General features: G+C 41.0%; 21 protein-coding genes. All 21 read left to right on the forward strand.

Annotated features, from left to right (window positions below; genetic code table 11):
- Nucleotides 1-12: 12 nt before the first annotated feature.
- The 21 genes from infB (at nt 13) to E2626_RS03160 (ending at nt 24,260) form a co-directional block, all read left to right on the forward strand.
- On the forward strand, nt 13-2,178 hold the full coding sequence (gene infB, locus E2626_RS03060; protein WP_134379558.1) for a translation initiation factor IF-2: 2,166 nt from the start codon (nt 13-15) through the stop codon (nt 2,176-2,178).
- Nucleotides 2,175-2,453 (forward strand): DUF503 domain-containing protein, encoded by a 279-nt coding sequence (locus E2626_RS03065; protein ID WP_134379560.1) that lies wholly within the window; start codon nt 2,175-2,177, stop codon nt 2,451-2,453. The genes infB and E2626_RS03065 overlap by 4 nt, the downstream gene beginning before the upstream one ends.
- A 36-nt stretch (nt 2,454-2,489) precedes the next feature.
- A complete protein-coding gene (gene rbfA, locus E2626_RS03070) occupies nt 2,490-2,834 on the forward strand; it encodes a 30S ribosome-binding factor RbfA (protein WP_134379562.1) in 345 nt (114 codons plus the stop codon).
- Nucleotides 2,835-2,918: 84 nt separating this feature from the next.
- Nucleotides 2,919-3,830 carry a tRNA pseudouridine(55) synthase TruB gene (truB, locus tag E2626_RS03075; RefSeq protein WP_134379564.1) on the forward strand — a complete coding sequence of 304 codons (912 nt, stop codon included), beginning with the start codon at nt 2,919-2,921 and terminating at the stop codon, nt 3,828-3,830.
- A gap of 13 nt (nt 3,831-3,843) precedes the next feature.
- Nucleotides 3,844-4,794 carry a bifunctional riboflavin kinase/FAD synthetase gene (locus E2626_RS03080; protein ID WP_134379566.1) on the forward strand — a complete coding sequence of 317 codons (951 nt, stop codon included), beginning with the start codon at nt 3,844-3,846 and terminating at the stop codon, nt 4,792-4,794.
- 140 nt (nt 4,795-4,934) lie between these two features.
- Nucleotides 4,935-5,204, forward strand: coding sequence for a 30S ribosomal protein S15 (gene rpsO, locus E2626_RS03085; RefSeq protein WP_134379568.1), 270 nt, complete (start codon nt 4,935-4,937; stop codon nt 5,202-5,204).
- Nucleotides 5,205-5,329: 125 nt separating this feature from the next.
- Nucleotides 5,330-7,444, forward strand: a complete 2,115-nt coding sequence (gene pnp, locus E2626_RS03090) for a polyribonucleotide nucleotidyltransferase (protein WP_134379570.1) — start codon at nt 5,330-5,332, stop codon at nt 7,442-7,444.
- Between the two features lie 188 nt (nt 7,445-7,632).
- Nucleotides 7,633-8,871, forward strand: a complete 1,239-nt coding sequence (locus E2626_RS03095; RefSeq protein WP_134379572.1) for a M16 family metallopeptidase — start codon at nt 7,633-7,635, stop codon at nt 8,869-8,871.
- A gap of 129 nt (nt 8,872-9,000) precedes the next feature.
- Complete coding sequence (locus E2626_RS03100) at nt 9,001-9,285, forward strand: YlmC/YmxH family sporulation protein (protein ID WP_134379574.1); 285 nt, start codon at nt 9,001-9,003, stop codon at nt 9,283-9,285.
- 16 nt (nt 9,286-9,301) lie between these two features.
- Nucleotides 9,302-10,186, forward strand: coding sequence for a dipicolinate synthase subunit DpsA (dpsA, locus tag E2626_RS03105; protein WP_166786719.1), 885 nt, complete (start codon nt 9,302-9,304; stop codon nt 10,184-10,186).
- Between the two features lie 4 nt (nt 10,187-10,190).
- Nucleotides 10,191-10,790, forward strand: a complete 600-nt coding sequence (locus E2626_RS03110; RefSeq protein ID WP_134379578.1) for a dipicolinate synthase subunit B — start codon at nt 10,191-10,193, stop codon at nt 10,788-10,790.
- Nucleotides 10,791-10,891: 101 nt separating this feature from the next.
- The gene (locus E2626_RS03115) at nt 10,892-11,935 is read left to right on the forward strand and encodes an aspartate-semialdehyde dehydrogenase (RefSeq protein ID WP_134379580.1); all 1,044 of its coding nucleotides are present in this window, start codon (nt 10,892-10,894) and stop codon (nt 11,933-11,935) included.
- Nucleotides 11,936-11,965: 30 nt separating this feature from the next.
- Entirely contained in the window at nt 11,966-13,150 is a 1,185-nt protein-coding gene (locus E2626_RS03120) for an aspartate kinase (RefSeq protein WP_134379582.1), read from the forward strand.
- Between the two features lie 2 nt (nt 13,151-13,152).
- Complete coding sequence (gene dapA, locus E2626_RS03125; protein WP_134380349.1) at nt 13,153-14,049, forward strand: 4-hydroxy-tetrahydrodipicolinate synthase; 897 nt, start codon at nt 13,153-13,155, stop codon at nt 14,047-14,049.
- 152 nt (nt 14,050-14,201) lie between these two features.
- On the forward strand, nt 14,202-15,869 hold the full coding sequence (locus E2626_RS03130; protein WP_134379584.1) for a ribonuclease J: 1,668 nt from the start codon (nt 14,202-14,204) through the stop codon (nt 15,867-15,869).
- 83 nt (nt 15,870-15,952) lie between these two features.
- On the forward strand, nt 15,953-18,295 hold the full coding sequence (locus tag E2626_RS03135; protein WP_134379586.1) for a DNA translocase FtsK: 2,343 nt from the start codon (nt 15,953-15,955) through the stop codon (nt 18,293-18,295).
- A gap of 390 nt (nt 18,296-18,685) precedes the next feature.
- Nucleotides 18,686-19,411 carry a GntR family transcriptional regulator gene (locus E2626_RS03140; protein WP_134379588.1) on the forward strand — a complete coding sequence of 242 codons (726 nt, stop codon included), beginning with the start codon at nt 18,686-18,688 and terminating at the stop codon, nt 19,409-19,411.
- A 52-nt stretch (nt 19,412-19,463) separates the two neighbouring features.
- Nucleotides 19,464-20,543, forward strand: a complete 1,080-nt coding sequence (locus tag E2626_RS03145; RefSeq protein WP_134379590.1) for a BMP family lipoprotein — start codon at nt 19,464-19,466, stop codon at nt 20,541-20,543.
- A 182-nt stretch (nt 20,544-20,725) separates the two neighbouring features.
- Nucleotides 20,726-22,258, forward strand: a complete 1,533-nt coding sequence (locus E2626_RS03150; protein ID WP_134379592.1) for an ABC transporter ATP-binding protein — start codon at nt 20,726-20,728, stop codon at nt 22,256-22,258.
- The gene (locus E2626_RS03155) at nt 22,251-23,303 is read left to right on the forward strand and encodes an ABC transporter permease (RefSeq protein WP_134379594.1); all 1,053 of its coding nucleotides are present in this window, start codon (nt 22,251-22,253) and stop codon (nt 23,301-23,303) included. Before E2626_RS03150 ends, E2626_RS03155 begins: the two co-directional genes overlap by 8 nt.
- Complete coding sequence (locus tag E2626_RS03160; RefSeq protein ID WP_134379596.1) at nt 23,304-24,260, forward strand: ABC transporter permease; 957 nt, start codon at nt 23,304-23,306, stop codon at nt 24,258-24,260.
- Nucleotides 24,261-24,268: the final 8 nt, after the last annotated feature.

Below are 24,268 nucleotides of genomic sequence, written 5' to 3' on the forward strand. Positions count from 1 at the left end.
GGGGGTGAACGAATGAGTAAGGTACGTGTATATGAATACGCAAAAAAGCAAAATGTCACCAGTAAAGAAGTAATTGATAAATTAACAACAATGAATATTGAAGTGAAAAATCACATGGCAACACTAGAGAGTGATGCGATAGCAAAACTGGATAAGGCATATACTGGCGGTAAGTCTTCTACAGACACGACGCAAAAACCTCAAAACCAGAACCGCAGCACTCAAAATACAAGTGGCCAGCAAAATAAGGGTAAAGGCGGCGGTCCTCAAGCCCAAAACCGCGGGCCGGCAAGAGGCGGTCAACAGGGCGGAAAAGGTCGCGGCGGACAGCGTCCCGGTCAACAGAACCGAGGCGGTAAAAATAACCGTAACCAGAAGAATAAACAGCCATTCCAGCCAACTCCTATGAAACATAGAGAGCTTCCTGAAAAAATTACTTTTACAGAATCTCTGACAGTTGCTGCACTGGCGAAAAAGCTGCATCGTGAACCTACTGAAGTTGTGAAGAAGCTGTTCATGGTAGGTGTAATGGCTACAGTGAACCAGGAACTTGATAAAGATACAATTGAATTAATCTGTGAAGATTACGGAGTAGAAGTCGAAGAAGAAATCCTGGTGGATTCTACAGACCTTGAAACGTATTTCGATGAAGAAGTTGAAGCTGGCAAAATGATTGAACGTCCTGCAGTGGTAACAATCATGGGACACGTTGACCACGGTAAAACAACTCTTCTTGACTCAATTCGTAAAACAAAGGTAACTGCAGGCGAAGCGGGTGGTATTACCCAGCACATCGGAGCCTATCAGATTGACAATGATGGTAAAAAAATCACGTTCCTTGATACACCTGGTCACGCCGCTTTTACAACAATGCGAGCACGAGGTGCCAAAGTAACGGATATTACAATTCTTGTAGTAGCAGCAGATGATGGTGTAATGCCTCAGACAGTAGAAGCGATTAATCACGCAAAAGCTGCTGAAGTACCGATTATCATTGCGGTGAACAAGATGGACAAACAGGCTGCTAACCCTGATCGAGTGATGCAGGAACTGACAGAGCACGGACTTGTATCTGAAGCATGGGGCGGAGACACGATCTTCGTACCGGTATCGGCTCTGAATGGCGATGGTATTGACAACCTTCTTGAAATGATCGGACTTGTTTCCGAAGTTGAAGAATTAAAAGCTGATCCTACACGCCGTGCAATGGGAACTGTTATTGAGGCTGAGCTTGATAAAGGCCGCGGTTCAGTGGCAACACTTCTTGTACAGGATGGTACACTGCGCGTTGGTGATCCGATTGTTGTAGGTAATACATTTGGTCGTGTGCGTGCGATGGTAAATGACATTGGCCGCCGGGTGAAAGAAGCAGGTCCTTCAACACCGGTTGAAATTACCGGATTGAACGATGTGCCTTTAGCAGGTGACCGATTCGTTGTATTTGAAGATGAGAAAACTGCTCGTTCTATCGGAGAATCCCGTGCACAGCAGGCACTTCAGGCACAGCGTGGAGAAAAAACAAGAGTTTCTCTTGATAACCTGTTTGAACAAATGAAACAGGGTGAGATGAAAGACTTGAACGTAATCGTAAAAGGTGACGTGCAGGGTTCTGTGGAAGCTGTAGCCGCTTCACTACTGAAAATAGAAGTGGAAGGCGTAAATGTGAAAATTATTCACACAGCTGTTGGTGCGATTACTGAATCAGATATTACATTAGCAGCTGCATCAAATGCGATTGTCATCGGGTTTAATGTTAGACCGGATGCTAACGCAAAACGTGCCGCAGACGCAGAACAAGTTGACGTAAGACTTCATAGAATTATCTATAAGGTAATTGAAGAAATTGAATCTGCTATGACTGGATTACTTGATCCTGAATTCGAAGAAAAAGTGATCGGTCAGGCTGAAGTCCGTCAGACATTTAAAGTCTCTAAAGTTGGAACAATCGCCGGAAGTTATGTAACTGAAGGAAAAATCACAAGAGATAGCGGTATCAGATTAATTCGTGATGGTATTGTTGTATTTGAAGGCGATCTGGACACACTTAAGCGTTTCAAAGACGATACTAAAGAAGTGGCAAAAGGCTACGAGTGCGGTATCACGCTTAAGAATTATAATGATGTAAGAGAAGGGGACATTTTTGAAGCGTTTGTGATGGAAGAAATCAAACGTAAATGATTGTCAGAGCGGAATGTGAATTCCATCTACCCCTTTCACACTCGTTAAAAGAAAAACGATCTGTGTTAAAGCGGGTCCTTACAAGGGTAAAGCAAAAGTATAATGTTTCCGCTGCTGAGATAGACTATCAGGATAAGTGGCAGCGTACAGTGATTGAACTTGTCTCAGCAGCAGCAGATTATGCTGCTGCTGAAAAAGAAGTAAAGCGGGCACTTTCATTTATGGAATCTTTTCCTGAATGGGAGCCAGGCGCTGCTGTGGTAGAAAAGCTGTAGCGGATACAAATTTTCCTGATAAAGAGGTGGCATATTATGTCATTGCGCTCAAACAGAGTCGGAGAACAAATGAAAAAAGAGCTTGGCGATATTATCGGTCGTAAAATGAAAGATCCAAGAATCGGTTTTGTAACAGTGACTGACGTTGAAGTGACAGGTGATCTTCAGCAGGCAACTGTTTACATCACAGTACTTGGAGACGAAGAACAGCGTGAAAATACATTGCGCGGCCTTGCTAAAGCGAAAGGATTTATCCGTTCTGAAATTGGACAGAGAATCAGGCTTCGTAAGACTCCTGAACTGTTATTCGAATTCGATGAATCAATTGAAACGGGTAACCGTATTGAATCATTGATCCGGGATTTAAAAGAACGCGAATAAGAGGAAGGCAGGCAGATCTTATTCTGTCTGCCTTTTTTTGAATGCGTAGGAAAAACCTATAAAACCTAGGATAGGAGCTTGAAAATGAATGGCATACTCCCATTGTGGAAAGAACCGGGCATGACATCTCATGATTGTGTGTTTAAAGTAAGAAAAATATTAAGAACTAAAAAGGTCGGGCATACCGGTACACTGGATCCTGATGTTGATGGAGTCCTGCCAATATGCATCGGAAGGGCGACGAAAATCGCTGAATACATAACAGAGGCCGGCAAGTCCTATAAAGCACAAATTGTGATAGGAGAGTCGACTGAAACTGAGGATGCTTCAGGAGAGATAATCGATAAAAAAAACGTTGAAACAAAAATAACACTGGAACAATTGCTTGCTGCAGCTGAACAGCTTACCGGTGATATTCAGCAGACACCTCCAATGTATTCAGCTGTAAAAGTGAACGGTAAAAGGCTCTATGAATATGCAAGAGAAGGCAAAATGATTGAACGTCCATCGCGCACAGTGAAAATTCACCAAATAGAAATTGATGACACTTCACTTGAATATGACGAAACAAATTATACCTTTAAGTTTCACGCACATATCATCTGCGGAAAAGGCACTTATATTAGGACGCTGGCGGTCATGTTTGGGGAGTTGCTGGGATTTCCAGCACATATGCTTAGGTTAACCAGAACTTCTTCAGCACAATTTACTGAGTCAGACTGTGTTACGTTGGAACAGCTTTCAGCGCTGGAAGATCCTCAAACTATTTTAAAGCCGATGGAACTCGGTTTATCCGGATTGAAGAAGATGACAGTAAGTGATAAAGTTGCTAGTAAAGTAAAACATGGTGCTGTGCTGCCAACACCTGATGAATGGGCAGGTGAAATGGGAGAACCGATTGTTGTATTTTATCAGGATACCGTTTTGGCTATTTATCACCTACATCCTGAAAAGGCTGGTTATATTAAGCCCGTAAAAGTTATATGGACAGGATGAGAAAGGAATTGTCATGAAAGTAATTACACTTCACCACCCGCATCAAATGAAACAGAAGGATTTTCCACCGTTATCAATCGCTCTCGGATTCTTTGATGGCGTTCACCTGGGGCACCAGAAAGTGATAATGACCGCACAGGACTATGCTGTATCACATGGGGTTAAAAGTGCAGTCATGACATTTGATCCTCACCCGTCAGTTGTGCTCAGCTCAAAAAAAAGCAGCGTGCAGTATCTGTCTTCATTGGATCAAAAAATCAGGAAGATAGAAAAAATGGGCGTCGATTATTTACTGATTGTACGATTCACATCTGCGTTCGCTTCACTTGAGCCTCAGGAATTCGTCGATCAGTATTTAATTGGTATACACGCAGTTCATATCACTGCAGGTTTTGATTATTCCTATGGAAAGTTTGGCAGAGGGAAAATGGAGACGCTTCCGTTTCATGCCAGAGGAAAATTTACTTCGAGCACAGTTGAAAAACAGGAAGATGAAAATGAAAAAATCAGTTCAACAAGAATTCGTGAGCTTTTATCAAATGGAAATCCTTCTAAAGCCGCACAGCTGCTTGGAAACTATCATGAAACTGAAGGACTTGTCGTTCACGGAGAAAAAAGAGGCCGGAAAATAGGATTTCCGACAGCAAACATTGACACATCGAATGGGTTGATGATCCCATCTGCAGGTGTGTATGCTGTAAAAATGAAAGTCAGTGATGTGTGGCACGATGGTATTTGTAATGTTGGATATAAGCCGACATTTAACGACCCTGATCATGCAAAGCTCAGCGTTGAGGTTCATCTTTTTGATTACAATGAAAGTATTTACGGAGAGCATGTAGAGGTGCAATGGATTGAGCGCATACGCAGTGAACAGAAATTCAACGGAGTGGATGAGCTGATTGCCCAGATAGAGAAAGATAAAAATAAAGCGATTGCTATTTTAGCGCGGCACTTATCTTGATAATCAGCTGCAGGTTGCAACCGAATTTCGCTTATGGTAGTATAATCATGTACGAATGAACCTTTGCTTGGCCTTGCGGTTACTCCGCCGTCTGCTCGGTAACAGGGGATTTTAATAAAAATTACAGGAGGCTATTTATTATGGCTATTACTCAAGAACGCAAGACAGAAATTATTCAGGAATTCCGCACTCACGAAGGGGATACAGGATCTGTAGAAGTACAGGTTGCGATTCTTACTGAAGATATCAACAACCTGAACCAGCACCTTCGTACTCATAAGAAAGACCACCACTCACGTCGTGGACTATTCAAAATGGTTGGACGCCGTCGTAACCTGCTGTCTTACATTCGTAAAAACGATGTAGCACGTTACCGCGCACTAATCAACAAGCTTGGTCTTCGTCGATAAGAATGCAATGATGAAAAGCGGGCCTCGTCCCGCTTTTTTATTAGGATAAAATAGTATGATTTTGTACATAGTGAAAAGAACAACAAAAATGATTTACTATGTTTATTGCAGAAAGGGGTTTTTAGATGGATCAGAAAAAGCAGGTTTTTACAACCAACTGGGCAGGCAGAGAGCTTACAGTTGAAGTAGGTCAGCTCGCGAAACAGGCAAGCGGAGCTGCACTTATCCGTTATGGCGATACAGTTGTATTGAGTACGGCAACGGGTTCTAAAGAGCCTAAGCCACTCGACTTCTTTCCGTTAACTGTTAACTATGAAGAGAGAATGTACTCAGTGGGGAAAATCCCGGGAGGATTTATCAAGCGTGAAGGTCGTCCAAGTGAACGTGCAGTTTTAACAAGCCGTTTAATTGACCGTCCGATTCGTCCTTTATTTCCTGATGGATTCCGTAACGATGTACAGATCATGAGCATGGTAATGAGTGTGGACCAGGATTGTTCATCTGAGATGGCAGCAATGTTCGGTTCATCCCTATCACTGAGTGTTTCAGATATTCCATTCGGCGGTCCGATTGCAGGCGTAATGGTTGGTATGATTAATAATGAGTTTATTATCAATCCAACGATCGACCAGCAAAACCAAAGTGAGATGGAATTAATTGTTGCAGGGACTAAAGATGCGATTAACATGGTAGAAGCCGGTGCCAATGAAATTACCGAAGAAAAAATGCTTGAAGCTATCATGTTTGGCCATGAAGAAATTAAAAAGCTGATTGCATTCCAGGAAGAGATTGTAGCAGCATGCGGTAAAGAAAAGAGAGAAATTGTCCTTGCTGAGCTTAACGAAGATGTAGCTAGCCGCATCAAGGAGATGGCTGGAGAAAAATTAGTTTCTGCAGTTCAGACTCATGAAAAGCATGCGCGCGAAGAAGCTATTTCAGCTGTTAAAAAAGAAGTCCTGGCTGTATTTGAAGAAGAAGAAGCAGAAGATGCAATCCTGAAAGATGCGAAAAAAGCGCTTGACCAAATGGTTAAAGCGGAAGTTCGCCGTCAGATTACGCAGGATAAAGTGCGTCCGGATGGTCGGAAACCTGATGAAATCAGACCGCTGTCTTCAGAAGTTGGAACGCTGCCAAGAACACATGGTTCAGGACTGTTTACACGTGGACAAACTCAGGCGTTAAGTATTGCGACACTTGGACCGCTTGGAGACGTGCAAATCATCGATGGACTTGGACTTGAAGAATCTAAGCGTTTTATGCACCATTATAACTTCCCGCTATTCAGCGTAGGAGAAACTGGTCCAATCCGTGGACCTGGCCGACGTGAAATCGGTCACGGTGCATTGGGTGAACGTGCTTTGGAAAAAGTACTGCCAAGCGAAAAAGATTTCCCATACACAATTCGTCTTGTGTCAGAAGTGTTAGAATCTAATGGTTCAACTTCTCAGGCAAGTATTTGTGCAAGTACACTGGCGATGATGGATGCAGGTGTTCCACTTAAAGCTCCGGTTGCCGGTATTGCAATGGGACTTGTTAAATCTGGAGAAGACTACACAATTCTGACTGATATTCAGGGTATGGAAGACTTCCTTGGAGATATGGACTTTAAAGTTGCTGGTACAGCTAAAGGTGTAACAGCACTACAAATGGATATTAAGATTGATGGACTGACTAAAGAAATTCTTGAAGAGGCATTGATGCAGGCTAAAGAAGGAAGAATTCACATTCTTAATTCAATGCTTGAAACAATCAGTGAACCTAGAAAAGAACTTTCTGCTTACGCTCCGAAGATCATTCAATTATCAATTAAACCTGACAAGATTCGTGACGTCATCGGACCGAGCGGAAAAACGATCAATAAAATCATTGAAGAAACAGGCGTTAAAATTGATATTGAACAGGATGGTACAGTCTTCATCGCTTCAGCTGATTCTGAAATGAATGCGAAAGCAAAGCAAATCATTGAAGATATGGTCAGAGAAGCGAAAGTGGGTCAGAATTATCTTGGGAAAGTAAAACGTATTGAAAAATTCGGTGCTTTCGTTGAAATATTTAATGGAAAAGATGGTCTTGTACACATTTCTGAACTTCAGGAAGAACGTACGAACAAAGTTGAAGATATATTGTCACTTGGAGATCAAATTGAAGTTAAAGTAACTGAAATTGATAACCAGGGAAGAGTAAATCTTTCCCGTAAAGCTGTTATCAAAGAACAGAAAGAAAAAGAAGAGCAAAAATAATTTTCAAAAACCGGCTAATCAGCCGGTTTTTCTATGGTTACGCACGGCGGATGTCTAACCCTTCAGTATCTGACTAAAAACTGAAGGATATTTCAGTTTGCAGCTTCACAAGCTTTTTGAGATGAAAAAATCCTTTAACCATAGTAAAATATTTCATTAAGTGCAATAAGATTTAGGAGATGTTTTTTATGATTACACGTCATACGTGCAAAAATGGTCTGAGGATTGTTTATGAGCATATACCGACTGTCAGATCAGCTGCAGTTGGAGTTTGGATTGGTACTGGTTCAAGAGATGAAGACCAGGGTAACAATGGAATCTCACACTTTATAGAGCATATGCTCTTTAAAGGGACAAAAGAACGTTCAGCAAGAAGGATTGCTGAAGAGTTTGACCGGATTGGCGGACATGTCAATGCATTTACATCTAAGGAATATACATGTTACTATGCAAAAGTTTTAGACAATCACGCAAAACACGCACTTGAAGTTCTTGCAGATATGTTTTTTAATTCCGTATATGATCCTGGAGAGCTTGAAAAAGAAAAAAATGTCGTACTTGAAGAAATTAAGATGTATGAAGACACGCCTGATGATATCGTTCATGATTTACTGGGAGAAGCTGTTTATGGGAGTCATCCACTCGGTTATCCGATCCTGGGAACAGAAGAGACTCTGAATTCTTTTACGAGCAGCGACCTGAAAAAGTATGTATATGAAATGTACCGCCCTGAAGATGTTGTCATTTCAGCTGCGGGAAATATTGGACCTGAATTTATAAAAGAAATTGAAGCGCTGTTTGGCGATTATACTTCTTCAACCTCCGCAAAAAAAATCAATGATGTCCCTGTCTTTCATTATTCTCATTTATCGAGAAAGAAAGAGACTGAGCAGGCGCACCTTTGTCTTGGATATGAAGGGTTGCCAATCGGCCATGAAGATACTTACAGCTTGATTGTACTGAACAATGTACTTGGCGGAAGTATGTCTTCAAGACTATTCCAGGATGTCAGGGAGGATAAAGGATTAGCTTATTCTGTCTTTTCCTATCACTCCGCTCATCGTGACAGCGGATTATTGACTGTTTATGCAGGAACCGGGGCTGAGCAGTTTGATGAATTGTATGATACCATTCATACTACAATTGCAAAGTTAAAAGTGGATGGGTTAACCGACGAAGAATTAACCTCTTCTAAAGAGCAGCTTAAAGGTAACCTTGTACTCGGGCTTGAAAGTACAAATGCCCGCATGAGCAGAAATGGAAAGAATGAATTAATGCTTGGAAGACATCGTTCAATGGACGAACTGATTGAAAAGATCGATATTGTTTCACAGGATTCTGTTAAAAGAGTGGCTGACCAGCTATTAGGAGGGGACTTTGCTTCCTCAGTTATTTCACCTCAGGGGGAAAAAGTGTCAGTTGAATAAGAAAAAAACTGTATGGCATCTGCTATGCAGTTTTTTTATTGTTTCAGATATTTTTGCTGTTTTACACATACGTATAAATAGCAGGAACAATTCTGTTCAACGGACATTATAAATACAGGAGGAAACAAAATGAAAATGAGTGAACTCTACAGAAAAGAAATTATTGATATTAATCAGGCAGAGAGAATGGGCATACTTGGCAATGCGGATATCGAGTTTGATGAGGAAACAGGTGAAATTATTAACATCTTAGTCCCAGCCGGGAAAATAAACCCGTTTACACGTTCAAAAGAAGAATATTCGATACCGTGGAAAAGTGTTCACTCCGTAGGAAAAGAATTGATCTTAGTAAAAGGGAAGCTATCACAAGAACAAAAGAATTTACATAGTATACCGGAGAATGATGAAGAATGAAGTGAGTGGATGCTCTTTGAAAAAACATGATTTAACAGGTAAAAAAACAGCTGTAATCGGTGGAGATGCCAGACAGCTTGTCATTGCTGAAGAAATCTGTAAAAAAGGCGCAGAAGTTTTTTTATGTGGTTTTGATCAGTTAAGTTTGACAGAGCCGGGGTACAGAAAAGTGCATATTGATGACATTCCATATGAACATCTTGATGCAATTATATTTCCTGTGAGCGGTATATCATCAACCGGTGAAATCAAATCTTCTTTCAGTGCTGAAAATCTGAAAATGGATAGCCGGTTATTAAACAGGGTTTCTGAGCGCTGTCTCATATTTTCAGGCATACAGACTGAGTGGAATAATCAAAGCAGAAAAGAATTTATTTACTTATTTGAAGAAGATGAAATTGCCATTAATAATTCAATTCCTACTGTAGAAGGAATCGTATGGTTAATTATTCAGCATACTGATTCTACAATTCACGGATCGCACATTTTATTAACAGGATGCGGGAGAGTCGGGTTAACTGCTGCAAGAGTTCTTCATGCGATGGGAGCCAAAGTAACAGCTTTATCTACTGTGAAAGCAGAAGTTGCCAGGATGAAGGAAATTGGCGTAATGGCAGGTTTGATTAAAGATCTAAACCATTGCTTACCTGAAGCAGATGTGTGGATTAACACAATTCCAGGACAAAATATCATTTCCAATACTGCAATGTCATTCTGTCCCCCAGGCATCTTTATTATTGAACTCGCATCCCATCCACCGAAAGAACAAACTGAGAATGCTCAGAGGAAGAATATTAATTATTTGGAAGCACCGAGTCTTCCTGGACTGGTTGCACCGAGGACTGCGGGAGAGATACTCGCAGTGGCAATCCTTGAGAAGATTAATGAAAAAGGGGAATAAACAAATGCTAAAAGGAAAGAGAATTGGATTTGGATTCACAGGTTCTCACTGCACATACCATTTGGCATTACCACAATTAATCAAACTGAAGGAACTAGGAGCAGAAATTGTACCAGTGGTCAGCCACACGATGCAGACAACGAATACAAGGTTTGGTGAAGGTGAAGAATGGCTAGAAAAAATAGAAAAAGCTGCCGGACGAACATGTATTAAATCGATTGCAGAAGCAGAGCCCCTTGGCCCGGTTGAGCCACTGGATTGTATGGTGATTGCTCCATTGACGGGCAACTCCCTTGCAAAGCTTGCCAATGCTTTAACAGATTCCCCGGTTTTAATGGCCGCTAAAGCTACAATGCGCAATCACAAGCCTGTTGTGATAGCCATTTCTACAAATGACGGACTCGGTTTAAATGGAATGAACCTGATGAAGTTAATGGCTGCAAAAAACATGTATTTTGTACCATTCAGTCAGGATGATCCTGATCAGAAGCCTAACTCATTAGTAGCACATATGGATGAAATACCTGATTCCGTCATTCATGCGATAAATGGAAAACAGTATCAACCAGTCATAACATTACGACATTCAAGTAAAAGAGATTGAGAAATTGAAAGAATAAATGATACAATGTTTTGTATGAATACACATTAGCGCTTTACCTGTCTAACGTAATGCAGGGAAAGGTCAGAAGGGAGTTTTCAATTATGAAAGGTACAGGATATAACGTAGCAGTAGTAGGTGCAACTGGGGCAGTCGGAACTCAAATGCTTTCTATGCTTGAGCAGAGGGATTTTCCAATCGAATCAATTAAACTCCTTTCATCAGCAAGATCTGCAGGACAACAAATTCAATTTAATGGAGCGCCTGTGACGGTTGAAGAAGCAACACCGGAAAGTTTTGAAGGCATTGATATCGCGCTGTTTTCAGCAGGAGGCGATATATCTAAAAAGCTTGCACCTGAAGCTGCGAAGCGCGGTGCAATCGTGATTGATAATACAAGTGCATTCAGAATGGATAAAGATGTACCTTTAGTAGTGCCGGAAGTAAATGAACTTGATCTTCAGCATCATAAAGGTATTATTGCAAATCCTAATTGTTCAACCATCCAGATGGTTGCTGCACTTGAACCGATCCGGAAAGAATTGGGGTTAGAAAAAGTAATCGTGTCCACTTATCAGGCTGTTTCAGGAGCCGGAGTACAGGCGATTGATGAAATGAAAGCACAATCACAGGCTGTTTTGAATGGGGAAGTGCCTGAAGCAAGTGTATTACCTGTAAAAGGTGACAAACGTCATTATCAGATCGCATTTAACGCCGTTCCGCAAATTGATAAGTTTGATACAAACGGCTATACATTTGAAGAAATGAAAATGATTAACGAAACAAAGAAAATTATGCATATGCCTGAACTGAGAGTTTCCGCGACTTGTGTGAGGTTACCAGTAGAAACAGGCCACGCAGAGTCAGTTTATATAGAGGTTTCTGAGAAAGGGAAAAATACTGCTGATATTCATAGAATTCTTTCGGAAGCACCTGGTGTTACGCTTCAGGACAATCCAGATCAGCAGGAATATCCTATGCCAAGTACAGCTGCAGGAAAAACAGATGTTTTTGTTGGAAGAGTAAGAAAAGATCCTGACGAAGATCATGGTTTCCACATGTGGATTGTATCAGATAATCTATTAAAAGGAGCCGCGTGGAATTCAGTACAAATCGCAGAAAGTCTCATTAAATTAAAACTCGTATAACGTGCACGCGCTTCAGAAAGGAGCGTCACATTGCCGATTTCTGTTCTGAAATTTGGTGGTACTTCGTTATCAGAAGCTTTTAAAAGAGATATGGCAGTTAAAAATGTCGAATGTGAACTGGAACAGCAAAATCAGGTAATCATCGTTGTATCTGCAATGGGCAGAATGGGAGCACCTTATGCGACAGATACGCTATTATCACTGACCGACCCGCTATTGCTTCCGCCGCATCAAAAATCGTTATTACTTTCATGCGGAGAAATCATTTCAGCAGCAATGTTTTCAGCAGCGCTTCACAGGAATGGAATAAAAAGTGAAATTTTAACCGGCAAACAGGCGGGAATAAAAACGAATGGAACTTATAATGCGGATATTTATTCTGTGAACACTCATGCGATTTATTCTGAATTAAAAAATACAAACGTCATTATTATCCCCGGTTTTCAGGGTGAAGATCAGGAAGGCAGGATTTCAACTCTGGGAAGAGGCGGGAGTGATACTTCTGCTTGTGCGATCGCTGCAAGTATAGGTGCGATTCACTGCAAATTATTTACAGATGTTGCAGGAATAATGAGCGGAGATCCGCACATTGTCGATCATGCTGAAGTGGTCAAGATACTTTCATATGATGAAGCTTTTCATTTGGCTCATCAGGGTGCAAAAGTGATTCATCCTAAAGCAGTTGAATGGGCACGGAAAGGCAACATCCCTGTATGGACAGGTGACTTATCAGCTGAAGACGGAACGTGGATTGGTCTTGAAGCAGATCATGAAGAATCCATCCACTCGGTTACAGCTGTTGAAAACCTTGTACAAATCGCCGTTCAGGCCCAGGATTGTGATTTTATATTCAGAATACTCGCTGAAAAAGGGATCAGTATTGATTTGATATCCATTCAGCCAAAAGAAGTGAAGTTTACAATTCAAGATGTGTTTTTTTTCGATTTAAAACGTATTTTAGATGAAAAATATATCTATTTCAAAAGCAGACATAATGTTGCGAAGGTTGCGCTGATCGGCAGCAGTATAGCTGGACGGCCGGGTATTGCATCCTCCATTGTCTCTTTGCTGACTGAAAATAAAATTAATATTTGGCAGACAGCTGACAGTCATATGACTTTCTGGGTGCTTTTGGACGGTGAAAAGTCAATTCAGGCACAGCAGCTGCTGCATCAATTTTTTATCAACAATGAACTAGTAACCACACAGGAGTGAAGATAATGAATTTTGGCAGAGTTTCAACTGCAATGGCTACTCCATTTGACCAAAACAATAAAATTGATTACAGCCGATTGGATAAGCTTGTTAATTACTTATTAGATAACGGAACAGACTCACTTGTTGTCGCAGGAACCACAGGGGAATCACCAACGTTATCATTCGAAGAAAAAATTGATCTGTTTAAAGCAACTGTAAGTATTGTAAAAGGGCGGGTACCTGTTGTAGCAGGTACAGGGACCAATAGTACTGAAACCACGCTCAATCTCTCTCTGGCTGCAAAAGAAGCGGGTGTAGATGCGATTATGCTTGTTGCGCCATATTACAGTAAACCAAGTCAGGCAGGGTTGCTGAAACACTTCACTGAAGTGGCAGAAAAGACCGGGCTGCCTGTAATGATTTATAACATTCCAGGGCGATCAGCTGTTAACATTGAAGCAGCAACAATGATCGAATTGTCTAAAGTACCAAATATTGTAGCTGTAAAAGAAGCGAGCGGAAGCCTGGATCAAATGACAGAAATTATTGCAGGAACTGACGATCAATTTTTAGTTTACAGCGGTGACGATGGGTTAACTTTACCACTTCTCTCGATTGGTGGAGAAGGTGTAGTGTCAGTGACTTCCCATGTAGCAGGAATAGAAATGCAGAAAATGATTAACCATTTCTTAAATGGAGATTTATCAGGAGCAGCACGCATTCATCAGAATCTTCTGCCTCTTACAAGAGCATTATTCGCTCAGCCAAGCCCTTCTCCGGTAAAAGCTGCATTGAATAAAGAGGGAATTCTTTGCGGGGGTGTAAGGCTTCCGCTGGTTGAATTAAATTCAGACGAATCGCAAGAACTGTTTGAGGCAGTGAAGAAGTTTCATTCAGAGATGGCGGGCATATCATAGAGTTAATTGCGAGGTCTTTTTCCGAAAAGGAAAAAGACCCTTCTCTATTTATCAGCAGTCTGATAAATACGTGTACAGTTTTCTAAACTTACAGTATAATGGACACAGCTGTTTCAAAAGATCGGATAACATTTTTGTAGGAGGAAATTAGATTGTCAAAAGAAAAAAATGAAAAAATAAAAATAATTCCCATCGGCGGCGTAGGCGAGATCGGGAAGAATATGTATGTAATTGAAGTAGATGAAGATTTATTCATTATCGACTCCGGGCTAAAGTTCCCGGAAGATGAAATGTTTGGCATTGATATTGTCATTCCGGATTTTCAGTATATAGAGGCAAACAAAGAGCGGGTCAAAGCAATCTTTTTGACACACGGTCACGATGATTCGATTGGCTCACTGCCATATCTGCTCGAGAAAGTGAAAGCTCCTGTCTACGGCTCAAAGCTGACAGTTGCACTTGCGAAAGCACTATTGAAAGAATACGGATTTAAAGAACGGGTTAAATTTTATACTGTTCATGAGAAGAGTAATATGAAGTTTGATTCTGTCAATGTTACATTTTTTAACACGACTCACAGCATTCCGGATTCACTCGGGATTGCCCTTCATACTTCTGAAGGAGCCATTGTTCACACTGGTGAATTTAAGTTTGACCAGTCTTCTAAAGGTGGATATGCATCTAATATTGGAAAAATGGCCAAGCTTGGTGATAAAGGTGTATTCGCCTTGCTGTCAGACAGTACAGAAGCTGAAAAACCAGGCCACACTACTTCAGAAGCTGTGATTGAAAAACAAGTATCAAGCAGTATTAATCAGGCAAATGGAAGAGTGATTGTAACATGTTATGCTTCGAACCTGATTCGTATTCAGCAGATTTTTGACGCAGCTTCTGCGACTGGACGAAAAGTAGCTGTGATTGGAGAAGCAGCTGAACGTGTGGTAAATGTAGCTTCAAGATTTGACCATCTGACGTACGATGAAGAAACACGTATTAAACCGAATGAAATTGATCAGTACAACGATGATGAAATCGTCATCATATTGTCGGGTACTCATGACGAGCCATTCAAAGTCATGGAAAGTATGGCAAACCAGACCCATTCTTTAGTTAACATTCAGGAAGGCGATACGGTCCTGATAACATTTACCCCATCGCCTGGAATGGAAGTATTTTTATTCCGTTCAATTAACGAAATGACTAAAGCAGGAGCAACTGTTCTTACATCCAGCAAAAACGTACACGTATCAGGACATGGCAGTCAGGAAGATTTGAAAATGATGATGAATCTCATGAAACCGCGATATTTTATACCGATCCAGGGAGAATACCGTCATCTGATCACTCATGGCCGTCTTGCTGAAGAAATGGGTATTCCGCGCTCAAATATTTTCATTGCTGACAAGGGCGATATTGTAGAATATCAGTCCGGTAAAATGAAGATGAGCGGCAGAATCCAAACCGGCAACGTTTTAATTGATGGTAAAGGCGTTGGAGACGTAGGAAATATTGTCTTACGTGACAGAAGACTGCTTTCACAGGATGGGGTTCTGCTGGTTGTTGTTACACTGAACCGTAAGAATAAAACGATCGCAGCCGGTCCGGAAGTAATTTCCAGAGGGTTTGTCTATGTGAGAGAATCAGAAAAACTGATGGAAGAATCAGTTTCCGCTGTGAGAAACATTGTAGAGAAAAATGTTGAAAATCGTACATTTGACTGGTCAGGAATTAAACAGGAAATCAGAGACTCACTAAATCATCTGCTTTATACACGTACCAAGCGCAGACCAATGATTTTACCAATCATTATGGAAGTTTAATTCAATTATGACTGAGTGATTCAATCAAAAACAGACAGAAAATTTCTGTCTGTTTTTTTCAGCCGGAAAAGGAGGAAGATAGAATGGCTGAAGCCAAAAGAAAACCTGTTAAAAGAAAATCGCCCGTGAGGAAGAATACGAAAAAGACACGTAAAAAAGATTCAGCTCTTACATATGAACTGACTGGTATTGTGATGATTGCATTAGCGTTAATTGCTGCTTTTCAGCTTGGTGCTGCCGGACAACTGCTCACTATGATGTTTACTTATATGATTGGAAACTTTCAATTATTATTTCCAATTTCTATCATATTGGTTTCGGTTTACGCCATTTTATACAGACAACTGCCATCTTTTAAAGGATCAAGAATAATTGGCAGTTTCTTAATTTTGATGAGTATATTTCTAATGAGTCACGTATTGTTGTTTGATCAGCTCCAACAGGACAACTTGATTACGAGTAGCAGTGTGCTCGTTCAGACCCACAGCATTATTATGGACGAGTTCACTGCTAATGCGGGTTCCGGTATGATTGGTGCTTTTATCTACGCAGTATTTAATCTACTGTTCGCTTCCACCGGTTCAAAAATAGCTTCCGGTGCTTTGATGATCATTGGTCTTTTGATGGTGTCGGGGAGATCTATTGGACAAACAGGAAGGATTATACTCAGCTGGTTCGGTGGAAAACTGAGCGAATTCATATACTGGATTATGACTTCATTACGGGAAAAGCGTGATACGAAAAATATGAAGAGGAAACACGAACAAATATCCAGAAGATCAGCATCGAAGAAAAATAGTGAAGAAAATGAAAATAAAGATGTTGAAAAAGAAGAATCTGAAGGATTCGAGCCATTAATATCGAGCTTTGCTGAAAAAACAGCACCAGTTCAACATACTCCAGCTCTCAATCAACCTGATAAAAATATTGAAGTTGAAGAAGCACCTGCAGATCCAGCGCTTGAAGAATTTACTTCTTCACCGGGTGTTGAAGAAGTGGAGAATAAAGAATATCAAGTGCCTTCACTGGATTTACTTGCCATGCCGCCACACGTAGATCAAAGCAGTGAATACAAAGCAATTCAAAAGAATGCATCAAAATTAGAAAAAACTTTTCAAAGTTTTGGTGTAAGGGCTAAAGTGACACAAGTTCACCTTGGACCCGCTGTCACGAAATATGAAGTTCATCCTGATGTTGGCGTAAAGGTAAGTAAAATTGTTAACTTGAATGATGACCTCGCGCTTGCGCTTGCCGCTAAAGATATAAGGATAGAAGCACCAATACCGGGTAAATCTGCGATTGGTATTGAGGTGCCGAATTCTGAAGTGGCCATGGTGTCATTAAGAGAAGTTCTTGAAGCTAATAAAGGTAAGCGTGACGATGCAAAACTGCTGATTGGTCTTGGACGTGATATTACTGGCGAAGCAGTAGCTGCTGAATTAAATAAGATGCCCCATATGCTTGTAGCAGGTGCAACAGGGAGCGGGAAGTCTGTATGCATTAACGGGATAATCGTTTCAATATTAATGCGTGCAAAACCTCATGAAGTTAAGTTAATGATGATAGATCCAAAGATGGTTGAACTGAACGTCTATAACGGAATACCACACTTGCTTGCGCCAGTAGTAACAGACGCAAGAAAAGCCTCTCAAGCGTTAAAAAAAGTAGTTAGTGAAATGGAAAGACGTTACGATTTATTTTCACATACCGGAACGAGAAATATTGAAGGTTATAACGAGCACGTGCGAAAACACAATGAAAAAAATGAAGAAAAGCAGCCGCAGCTGCCATACATTGTTGTGATAGTCGATGAACTTGCAGACTTGATGATGGTTGCATCCAATGATGTTGAAGACTCAATCACAAGGCTGGCACAGATGGCTAGAGCGGCAGGAATTCACCTGATCATCGCGACTCAAAGACCCTCAGTCGACGTCATTACAGGTGTGATTAAAGCAAATATTCCATCCAGAATCGCTTTTGCTGTGTCATCGCAAATTGATTCCAGAACAATACTGGATACTGGTGGAGCAGAAAAACTGTTAGGTAGAGGTGATATGCTTTTCATGCCTGTCGGTGCAAATAAACCGGTCCGTGTCCAGGGTGCTTTCTTAAGTGATGAAGAAGTTGAGAATGTTGTCAGTGCCGTAATTGAACAGCAAAAAGCACAGTATCAGGAAGAAATGATCCCTGATGAGGTTGATGAATCAAAACCTGAAGAGTCAGATGATGACTTATATGGTGAAGCAGTTGACCTGGTGACAGATATGCAGACAGCTTCAGTTTCAATGTTGCAAAGAAGATTCAGAATCGGATATACGCGTGCTGCAAGATTAATTGATTCGATGGAACAGCAAGGTGTAGTGGGTCCTTATGAAGGCAGTAAACCAAGAACAGTGCTTAAATCTAAATCTCAGGAAGAATAATTGATTAACAGCAGGGGACGTTACCCCTGCTGTTTTATTTAAGTATTCGGCGTGGAATGAAAATTTTTAGAATAAAAATCAGACATTTGATGTCTGACCTATATACAAGGAACAGACAAATAGGCTATACTATTGTTACCGCTTTCAGAAATGCTATAAAGTCACAAAGAATTGCTTAAATTCCTATTATTTACATATAAAAGGGTTACAATTCACTTTTTAATAGATAGTTGTAACAAATGTAATAATTATGTAATGGAATAGAAAGAATTTTTGTGAAAACTACTTATTTGTATTCCTTTTCAAAAAGAAAAGTGTTATAGTATTTTCGATTAGTAGGAATGAAATACATCAGATGTCTGATGTCAAAAGAGTTGGTGGTGTCTTTATATGACTATTAAATCAGATAATCGGCATCTGTATCTTCAGGTAATTGATCGACTGAAGAAAGATATCGACAAAGGCGTTTATAAGGAAAAAGAACGCTTGCCATCGGAATTTGAACTTTCGAGGCAGCTGGGTATCAGCAGGGCTACACTGAGAGAAGCGCTTAGAATTCTGGAGGAAGAAAACAGAATTGTCAGGCGGCATGGTGTAGGAACTTTTGTGAATGCAAAACCGTTATTTTCATCAGGCATTGAGCAATTATACAGTGTTACTGATATGATTCGCATGGCAGGTATGGAACCCGGAACCGTATTTTTAAGTTCCACTACACATCAGCCTACTGATGAAGATATGGATCGTTTTAACTGTTCTACCGATGATGATATGACAATCATTGAAAGGGTCAGAACTGCAAATGGCGATCCGGTTGTATACTGTATTGATAAAATCCCGGCAGATCTCATGCCTACTTCATTTACCCATCAGGACAGGTCAATTTTTTCGCTGCTTGAAGAAAATGGGGGTATGTACATATCGTATGCTGTTACTCACATTGAACCTGCAGGCTACCATGAAAAAGTTTCTCCCATCCTGGGTTGTGAACCTGAAACTGCTTTATTAGTTTTAAAGCAGCTTCACTTTGATGATAAGGATCAGCCTATTCTATATTCTCTGAATTATTTTAAAGCTGATCGATTTAGTTTTCATGTTGTTCGTAAGCGTGTTTAATGCATTTATGCATTCCTACTAATACACGAAAAATTTTTTAGGGGGTAACAAAATGAAAAAGCGTAAGTATGGGGTAGCACTTTCTATGGTTCTTGCAGCAGGTACTGTTCTTGCCGCATGTGGAAGTGATGAAGCTGATACAGGTACAGACGAAGGCAGCACTGGTGGAGAAGGTGCTGAAGAAACAAGCGAATTTAAAGTAGCAATGGTAACAGATACTGGCGGTGTTGACGATAAGTCATTCAACCAGTCAGCATGGGAAGGTCTTCAGCAGTTCGGTGCTGATAATGGTCTTGAAGAGGGTACAGACGGTTACACTTACTTCCAGTCAAATAACGATGCAGACTATGTAACAAATATGAACACTGCAGTGCGTAATGATTTCAATCTTGTATTTGGTATCGGTTTCCTGCTTAATCAGGCAATCACAGACGTTGCAAGTCAGAACCCTGATACAAATTTTGCACTTGTAGATGATGTTTCTGAAGGTGACAATGTTGCATCGATTACATTTAAAGAGCATGAAGGTTCATTCCTTGTGGGTGTTGCAGCCGCTATGGCAACTGAATCAGATCAGATTGGATTTGTAGGCGGAGTTGAATCTGACCTGATCAACAAATTCGCAGCAGGTTTCCAGGCCGGTGTTGAAGCAGTGAACCCGGATGCAGAAGTACAAATTGAATTCGCAGGTGACTTTAATGATGCTGCAGGTGGTCAGCAGATCGCAGCTTCAATGTACGGTTCAGGCATTGATGTCATTTATCACGCAGCAGGCGGAACTGGTAACGGTGTATTCACAGAAGCGAAAAACCTTAAGCAGCAGGACCCTGATCGTCAGGTTTGGGTAATCGGAGTTGACCGTGACCAGTGGGAAGAAGGTCAGGTTGGTGATGATAACGTAACACTTACTTCAATGGTAAAGCGTGTTGACGTTGCTGTTCAGGATATTTCTACTCGTGCTATGGAAGGCGACTTCCCGGGTGGAGAAGTAATTGAGTACGGTATCCAGGAAGAGGGTATCGCAATTGCTGAAAGTCAGGACAACCTTTCACAGGAAATGCTTGATGAAATTGCTAACTACCAGCAGCAAATCGTTGATGGTGAAATCGAAGTACCATCTACACTTGAGTAAAACAAATGCATAGGGAATGGAGGGGCTGTATCAGTCCTGAAATTCCCTTTTTTTTTGCAAGAATGTTAACTGAAAAAGGGAATGTACCCCTTCTTCATTTAGCATTTTTCCAAGAGGTTTGGAAAAAGAAGTCAGACCTCATTCAACCTACCACCGCACGATAAATAAAGGAGTGATAACGGATGGATTATGTGATAGAGATGCTCGACATCCGAAAAGAGTTTCCGGGAATTGTTGCGAATGATAATATTACGCTTCAATTAAAAAAAGGTGAGATCCACGCACTACTAGGGGAAAATGGTGCAGGAAAGTCAACACTAATGAATGTTCTCTTTGGACTCTACCAGCCGGAAAAGGGTGAAATCAAAGTTCGTGGTGAAAAAGTAAACATAACCAGCCCGAACGTTGCAAATGAACTTGGGATTGGAATGGTTCACCAGCACTTTATGCTTGTAGACACGTTTACAGTCACAGAAAATATTGTCCTTGGCCTTGAGCCAAAAAAAGGCTTGAACATCGATATGAAGAAAGCAGAGAGCGAAGTTCAGGAAATCTCTGACCGTTATGGACTTAAAGTTGATCCGAATGCAAAGATTGCAGATATTTCTGTTGGCATGCAGCAGCGTGTGGAAATTCTGAAAACGCTTTATCGCGGTGCGGAAATTCTTATCTTTGATGAGCCTACCGCAGTACTTACACCTCAGGAAATCAAAGAATTAATTCAGATTTTCAGAACGCTAATAGCTGAGGGTAAATCAATTATTCTTATCACCCATAAACTGAAAGAGATTATTGAGGTGTGTGATCGCGTTACGGTCATCCGTAAAGGTGTAGGGATTGATACGCTTGATGTTGAAGGTACAACTCCGACGCAGCTTGCAAGTCTGATGGTTGGAAGAGATGTAACATTTAAAACAGACAAAACAGAAGCCAGTCCAACACATAATGTACTTGAAATTTCTCAATTAAATGTGAAAGATTCACGTGGTGTTAATGCTGTTAAGAATCTCGATCTCTCTGTAAGAGCTGGAGAAATCGTGGGGATTGCAGGAGTGGATGGAAATGGTCAATCTGAACTGATTGAAGCAATTACCGGACTCAGAAAAGTTTCGTCCGGAGTAATCAAGTTAAATGATCAAAATTTATCCTCTTATAAAACCAGAAAAATTACAGAAGCAGGCGTAGGTCATATTCCTCAGGATAGGCATAAGCACGGTCTGGTACTGGACTTTCCAATCGGAGATAATATGGTTCTTCAGACTTACTATCATAAGCCGTATTCAAAATACAGTATGCTGAACAATAAAGAAATTAATAAACAGGCGAAAAAACTGATTAAGGAATTTGATGTCCGTACACCGTCTGAAACAACACCTGCACGTGCACTTTCAGGAGGTAATCAGCAAAAAGCAATTATCGGACGTGAGGTTGACCGCGACCCTGATCTGCTGATCGCTGCACAGCCAACGCGTGGACTGGATGTAGGAGCCATTGAATTCATTCACAAACGCCTCATTGAACAGCGTGATAATGGAAAAGCAGTACTACTTGTATCATTTGAACTTGAAGAAATTATTAATGTGAGTGATCGTATCGCTGTTATTTATGACGGTAATATTATCGAAATTGTTGATCCTAAAACAACAACAGAGCAGGAACTGGGATTACTGATGGCGGGCTCAAAGAATAAGGCAGGTGAAACAGAGAATGTTTAATCAATTCAGCAGATGGCAGAAGATCATGATTCCTGTTATCTCAGTCGTTCTCGGTTTACTGGTTGGAGCCATTGTCATGCTGGTTTCAGGCTATAATCCGATTGAAGGCTATGCAGCATTACTTAGTGGTTCACTCGGAGAAGGATTTTATATCGGTGAAACGATCAGACAGATCACACCATATATCTTTGCTGGTCTCGCAGTAGCCTTTGCTTTTCGTACAGGACTTTTTAACATTGGTGTAGAAGGTCAGCTATTAGTCGGCTGGGTTGCATCAGTCTGGGTAGGTCTTGCATTTGATCTGCCAAAAATCATTCATTTGCCAATGGCCATTCTTGCGGGTGCGCTAGCCGGAGCATTATGGGCTTTTGTACCAGGGCTGTTAAAAGCAAAACTTCGCGTACACGAAGTAATCGTCACGATTATGATGAACTACATTGCACTTCATTTGTGTAATTACCTTGTACGATATGTGATTTCTGATGGACAAAATACAACGGACCGTGTGCCGGAATCAGCGTCATTAAAATCACCTTTCTTTGAAACGCTGACTGAGTTCTCTACTATGCACTATGGTATTTTTCTTGCTCTCGCGGCAGCCATTATTTATTTTGTTGTACTTGAAAAAACAACAACAGGTTTTGAATTACGTTCTGTAGGTTTTAACCAGCATGCATCAGAATATGCAGGTATGAATGTAAATCGTAATATTATTCTTTCAATGGTTATTTCCGGAGCCTTCGCAGGTCTTGGTGGAGCGATGGAAGGACTCGGTACGTTTGGCTATGGATTTATTCACGGTGCTTTCTCAGGCGTAGGGTTTGACGGAATTGCCGTTGCGCTTCTTGGAGGAAACGTTGCGTTAGGCGTCATCCTTGCAGCTGCTTTATTTGGTATTCTGAAGCAGGGAGCGCTTATTATGCCTCTTGAATCAGGTGTTCCGACTGAGCTTGTTGAAATAGTTATCGCCATTATTATTTTCTTTGTTGCATCCAGCTACATCATTGCGTATCTGTTGCAGCGTCTTAAAAAGGGGGCAAAATAAATGGATGTTTTATCAGCATTTGAAATTTTAGTCAAATCCATGCTGTTTGCATCAGCCCCGCTAATTTTTACAGCAATAGGCGGTGTCTTCTCTGAGCGGTCTGGTGTTGTAAATATCGGTCTGGAAGGTTTAATGGTTATCGGCGCATTTGCCGCTGTTGTATTTAATATTACTTTTGCATCTGCACTGGGCGGATGGACACCTTGGATCGCGCTTTTGGCAGCAATGGTCATTGGGGGACTATTCTCATTACTACATGCTGTTGCATCAATCTCGTTCCGTGCTGACCAGGTTGTCAGTGGTGTTGCGATTAACTTCCTGGCATTAGGTCTTGGTGTATATTTAATTAAAGACTGGTATGGTGCAGGTCAAACGCCACAAATTCCAGTACCTTTATATTATGAAAGAATTCCACTTCTATATGATATACCGGTAATAGGACCAATTTTCTTTAACAACTATATTACTTCTTACCTGGCAATTTTCATAGCCATTGGCGCTTGGTTTGTCCTTTTCAAAACGCCATTCGGACTTCGACTTCGCTCAGTAGGTGAACACCCGATGGCTGCTGATACAATGGGAATCAATGTATACAGAATGCGTTATCTTGCAGTATTTATATCTGGAATCTTCGGAGGTCTTGGTGGTGGAGTTTATGCCCAGACAATCACTCAGGATTTCAGTGCAGGTACAATCACAGGTCAGGGATTTATCGCACTTGCGGCAGTTATTTTTGGTAAATGGCATCCGCTTGGTGCAATGGGCGCAGCAATGTTCTTCGGTCTTGCGCAATCCCTTGCCATTATCGGGTCAAGCTTCCCGCTGCTTGCAGATGTTCCGAACTGGATTTTACTTTCAGCACCTTACATTCTGACGATCCTTGCCCTTGCAGGTTTCATCGGACGTGCTGATGCACCTAAATCAATCGGAAAACCTTACATCAAAGGAAGCCGATAAACTCATTA

This window comes from Jeotgalibacillus salarius (assembly GCF_004405125.1).
In the GTDB taxonomy this organism is placed as follows: Bacteria; Bacillota; Bacilli; order Bacillales; family Jeotgalibacillaceae; genus Jeotgalibacillus; species Jeotgalibacillus salarius.

Coding starts and splice junctions, on each gene's coding strand:
- infB (WP_134379558.1), top strand. CDS start 13: ATGAGTAAGGTACGTGTATATGAATACGCAAAAAAGCAAAATGTCACC.
- E2626_RS03065 (WP_134379560.1), top strand. CDS start 2,175: ATGATTGTCAGAGCGGAATGTGAATTCCATCTACCCCTTTCACACTCG.
- rbfA (WP_134379562.1), top strand. CDS start 2,490: ATGTCATTGCGCTCAAACAGAGTCGGAGAACAAATGAAAAAAGAGCTT.
- truB (WP_134379564.1), top strand. CDS start 2,919: ATGAATGGCATACTCCCATTGTGGAAAGAACCGGGCATGACATCTCAT.
- E2626_RS03080 (WP_134379566.1), top strand. CDS start 3,844: ATGAAAGTAATTACACTTCACCACCCGCATCAAATGAAACAGAAGGAT.
- rpsO (WP_134379568.1), top strand. CDS start 4,935: ATGGCTATTACTCAAGAACGCAAGACAGAAATTATTCAGGAATTCCGC.
- pnp (WP_134379570.1), top strand. CDS start 5,330: ATGGATCAGAAAAAGCAGGTTTTTACAACCAACTGGGCAGGCAGAGAG.
- E2626_RS03095 (WP_134379572.1), top strand. CDS start 7,633: ATGATTACACGTCATACGTGCAAAAATGGTCTGAGGATTGTTTATGAG.
- E2626_RS03100 (WP_134379574.1), top strand. CDS start 9,001: ATGAAAATGAGTGAACTCTACAGAAAAGAAATTATTGATATTAATCAG.
- E2626_RS03110 (WP_134379578.1), top strand. CDS start 10,191: ATGCTAAAAGGAAAGAGAATTGGATTTGGATTCACAGGTTCTCACTGC.
- E2626_RS03115 (WP_134379580.1), top strand. CDS start 10,892: ATGAAAGGTACAGGATATAACGTAGCAGTAGTAGGTGCAACTGGGGCA.
- E2626_RS03135 (WP_134379586.1), top strand. CDS start 15,953: ATGGCTGAAGCCAAAAGAAAACCTGTTAAAAGAAAATCGCCCGTGAGG.
- E2626_RS03140 (WP_134379588.1), top strand. CDS start 18,686: ATGACTATTAAATCAGATAATCGGCATCTGTATCTTCAGGTAATTGAT.
- E2626_RS03145 (WP_134379590.1), top strand. CDS start 19,464: ATGAAAAAGCGTAAGTATGGGGTAGCACTTTCTATGGTTCTTGCAGCA.
- E2626_RS03150 (WP_134379592.1), top strand. CDS start 20,726: ATGGATTATGTGATAGAGATGCTCGACATCCGAAAAGAGTTTCCGGGA.
- E2626_RS03155 (WP_134379594.1), top strand. CDS start 22,251: ATGTTTAATCAATTCAGCAGATGGCAGAAGATCATGATTCCTGTTATC.
- E2626_RS03160 (WP_134379596.1), top strand. CDS start 23,304: ATGGATGTTTTATCAGCATTTGAAATTTTAGTCAAATCCATGCTGTTT.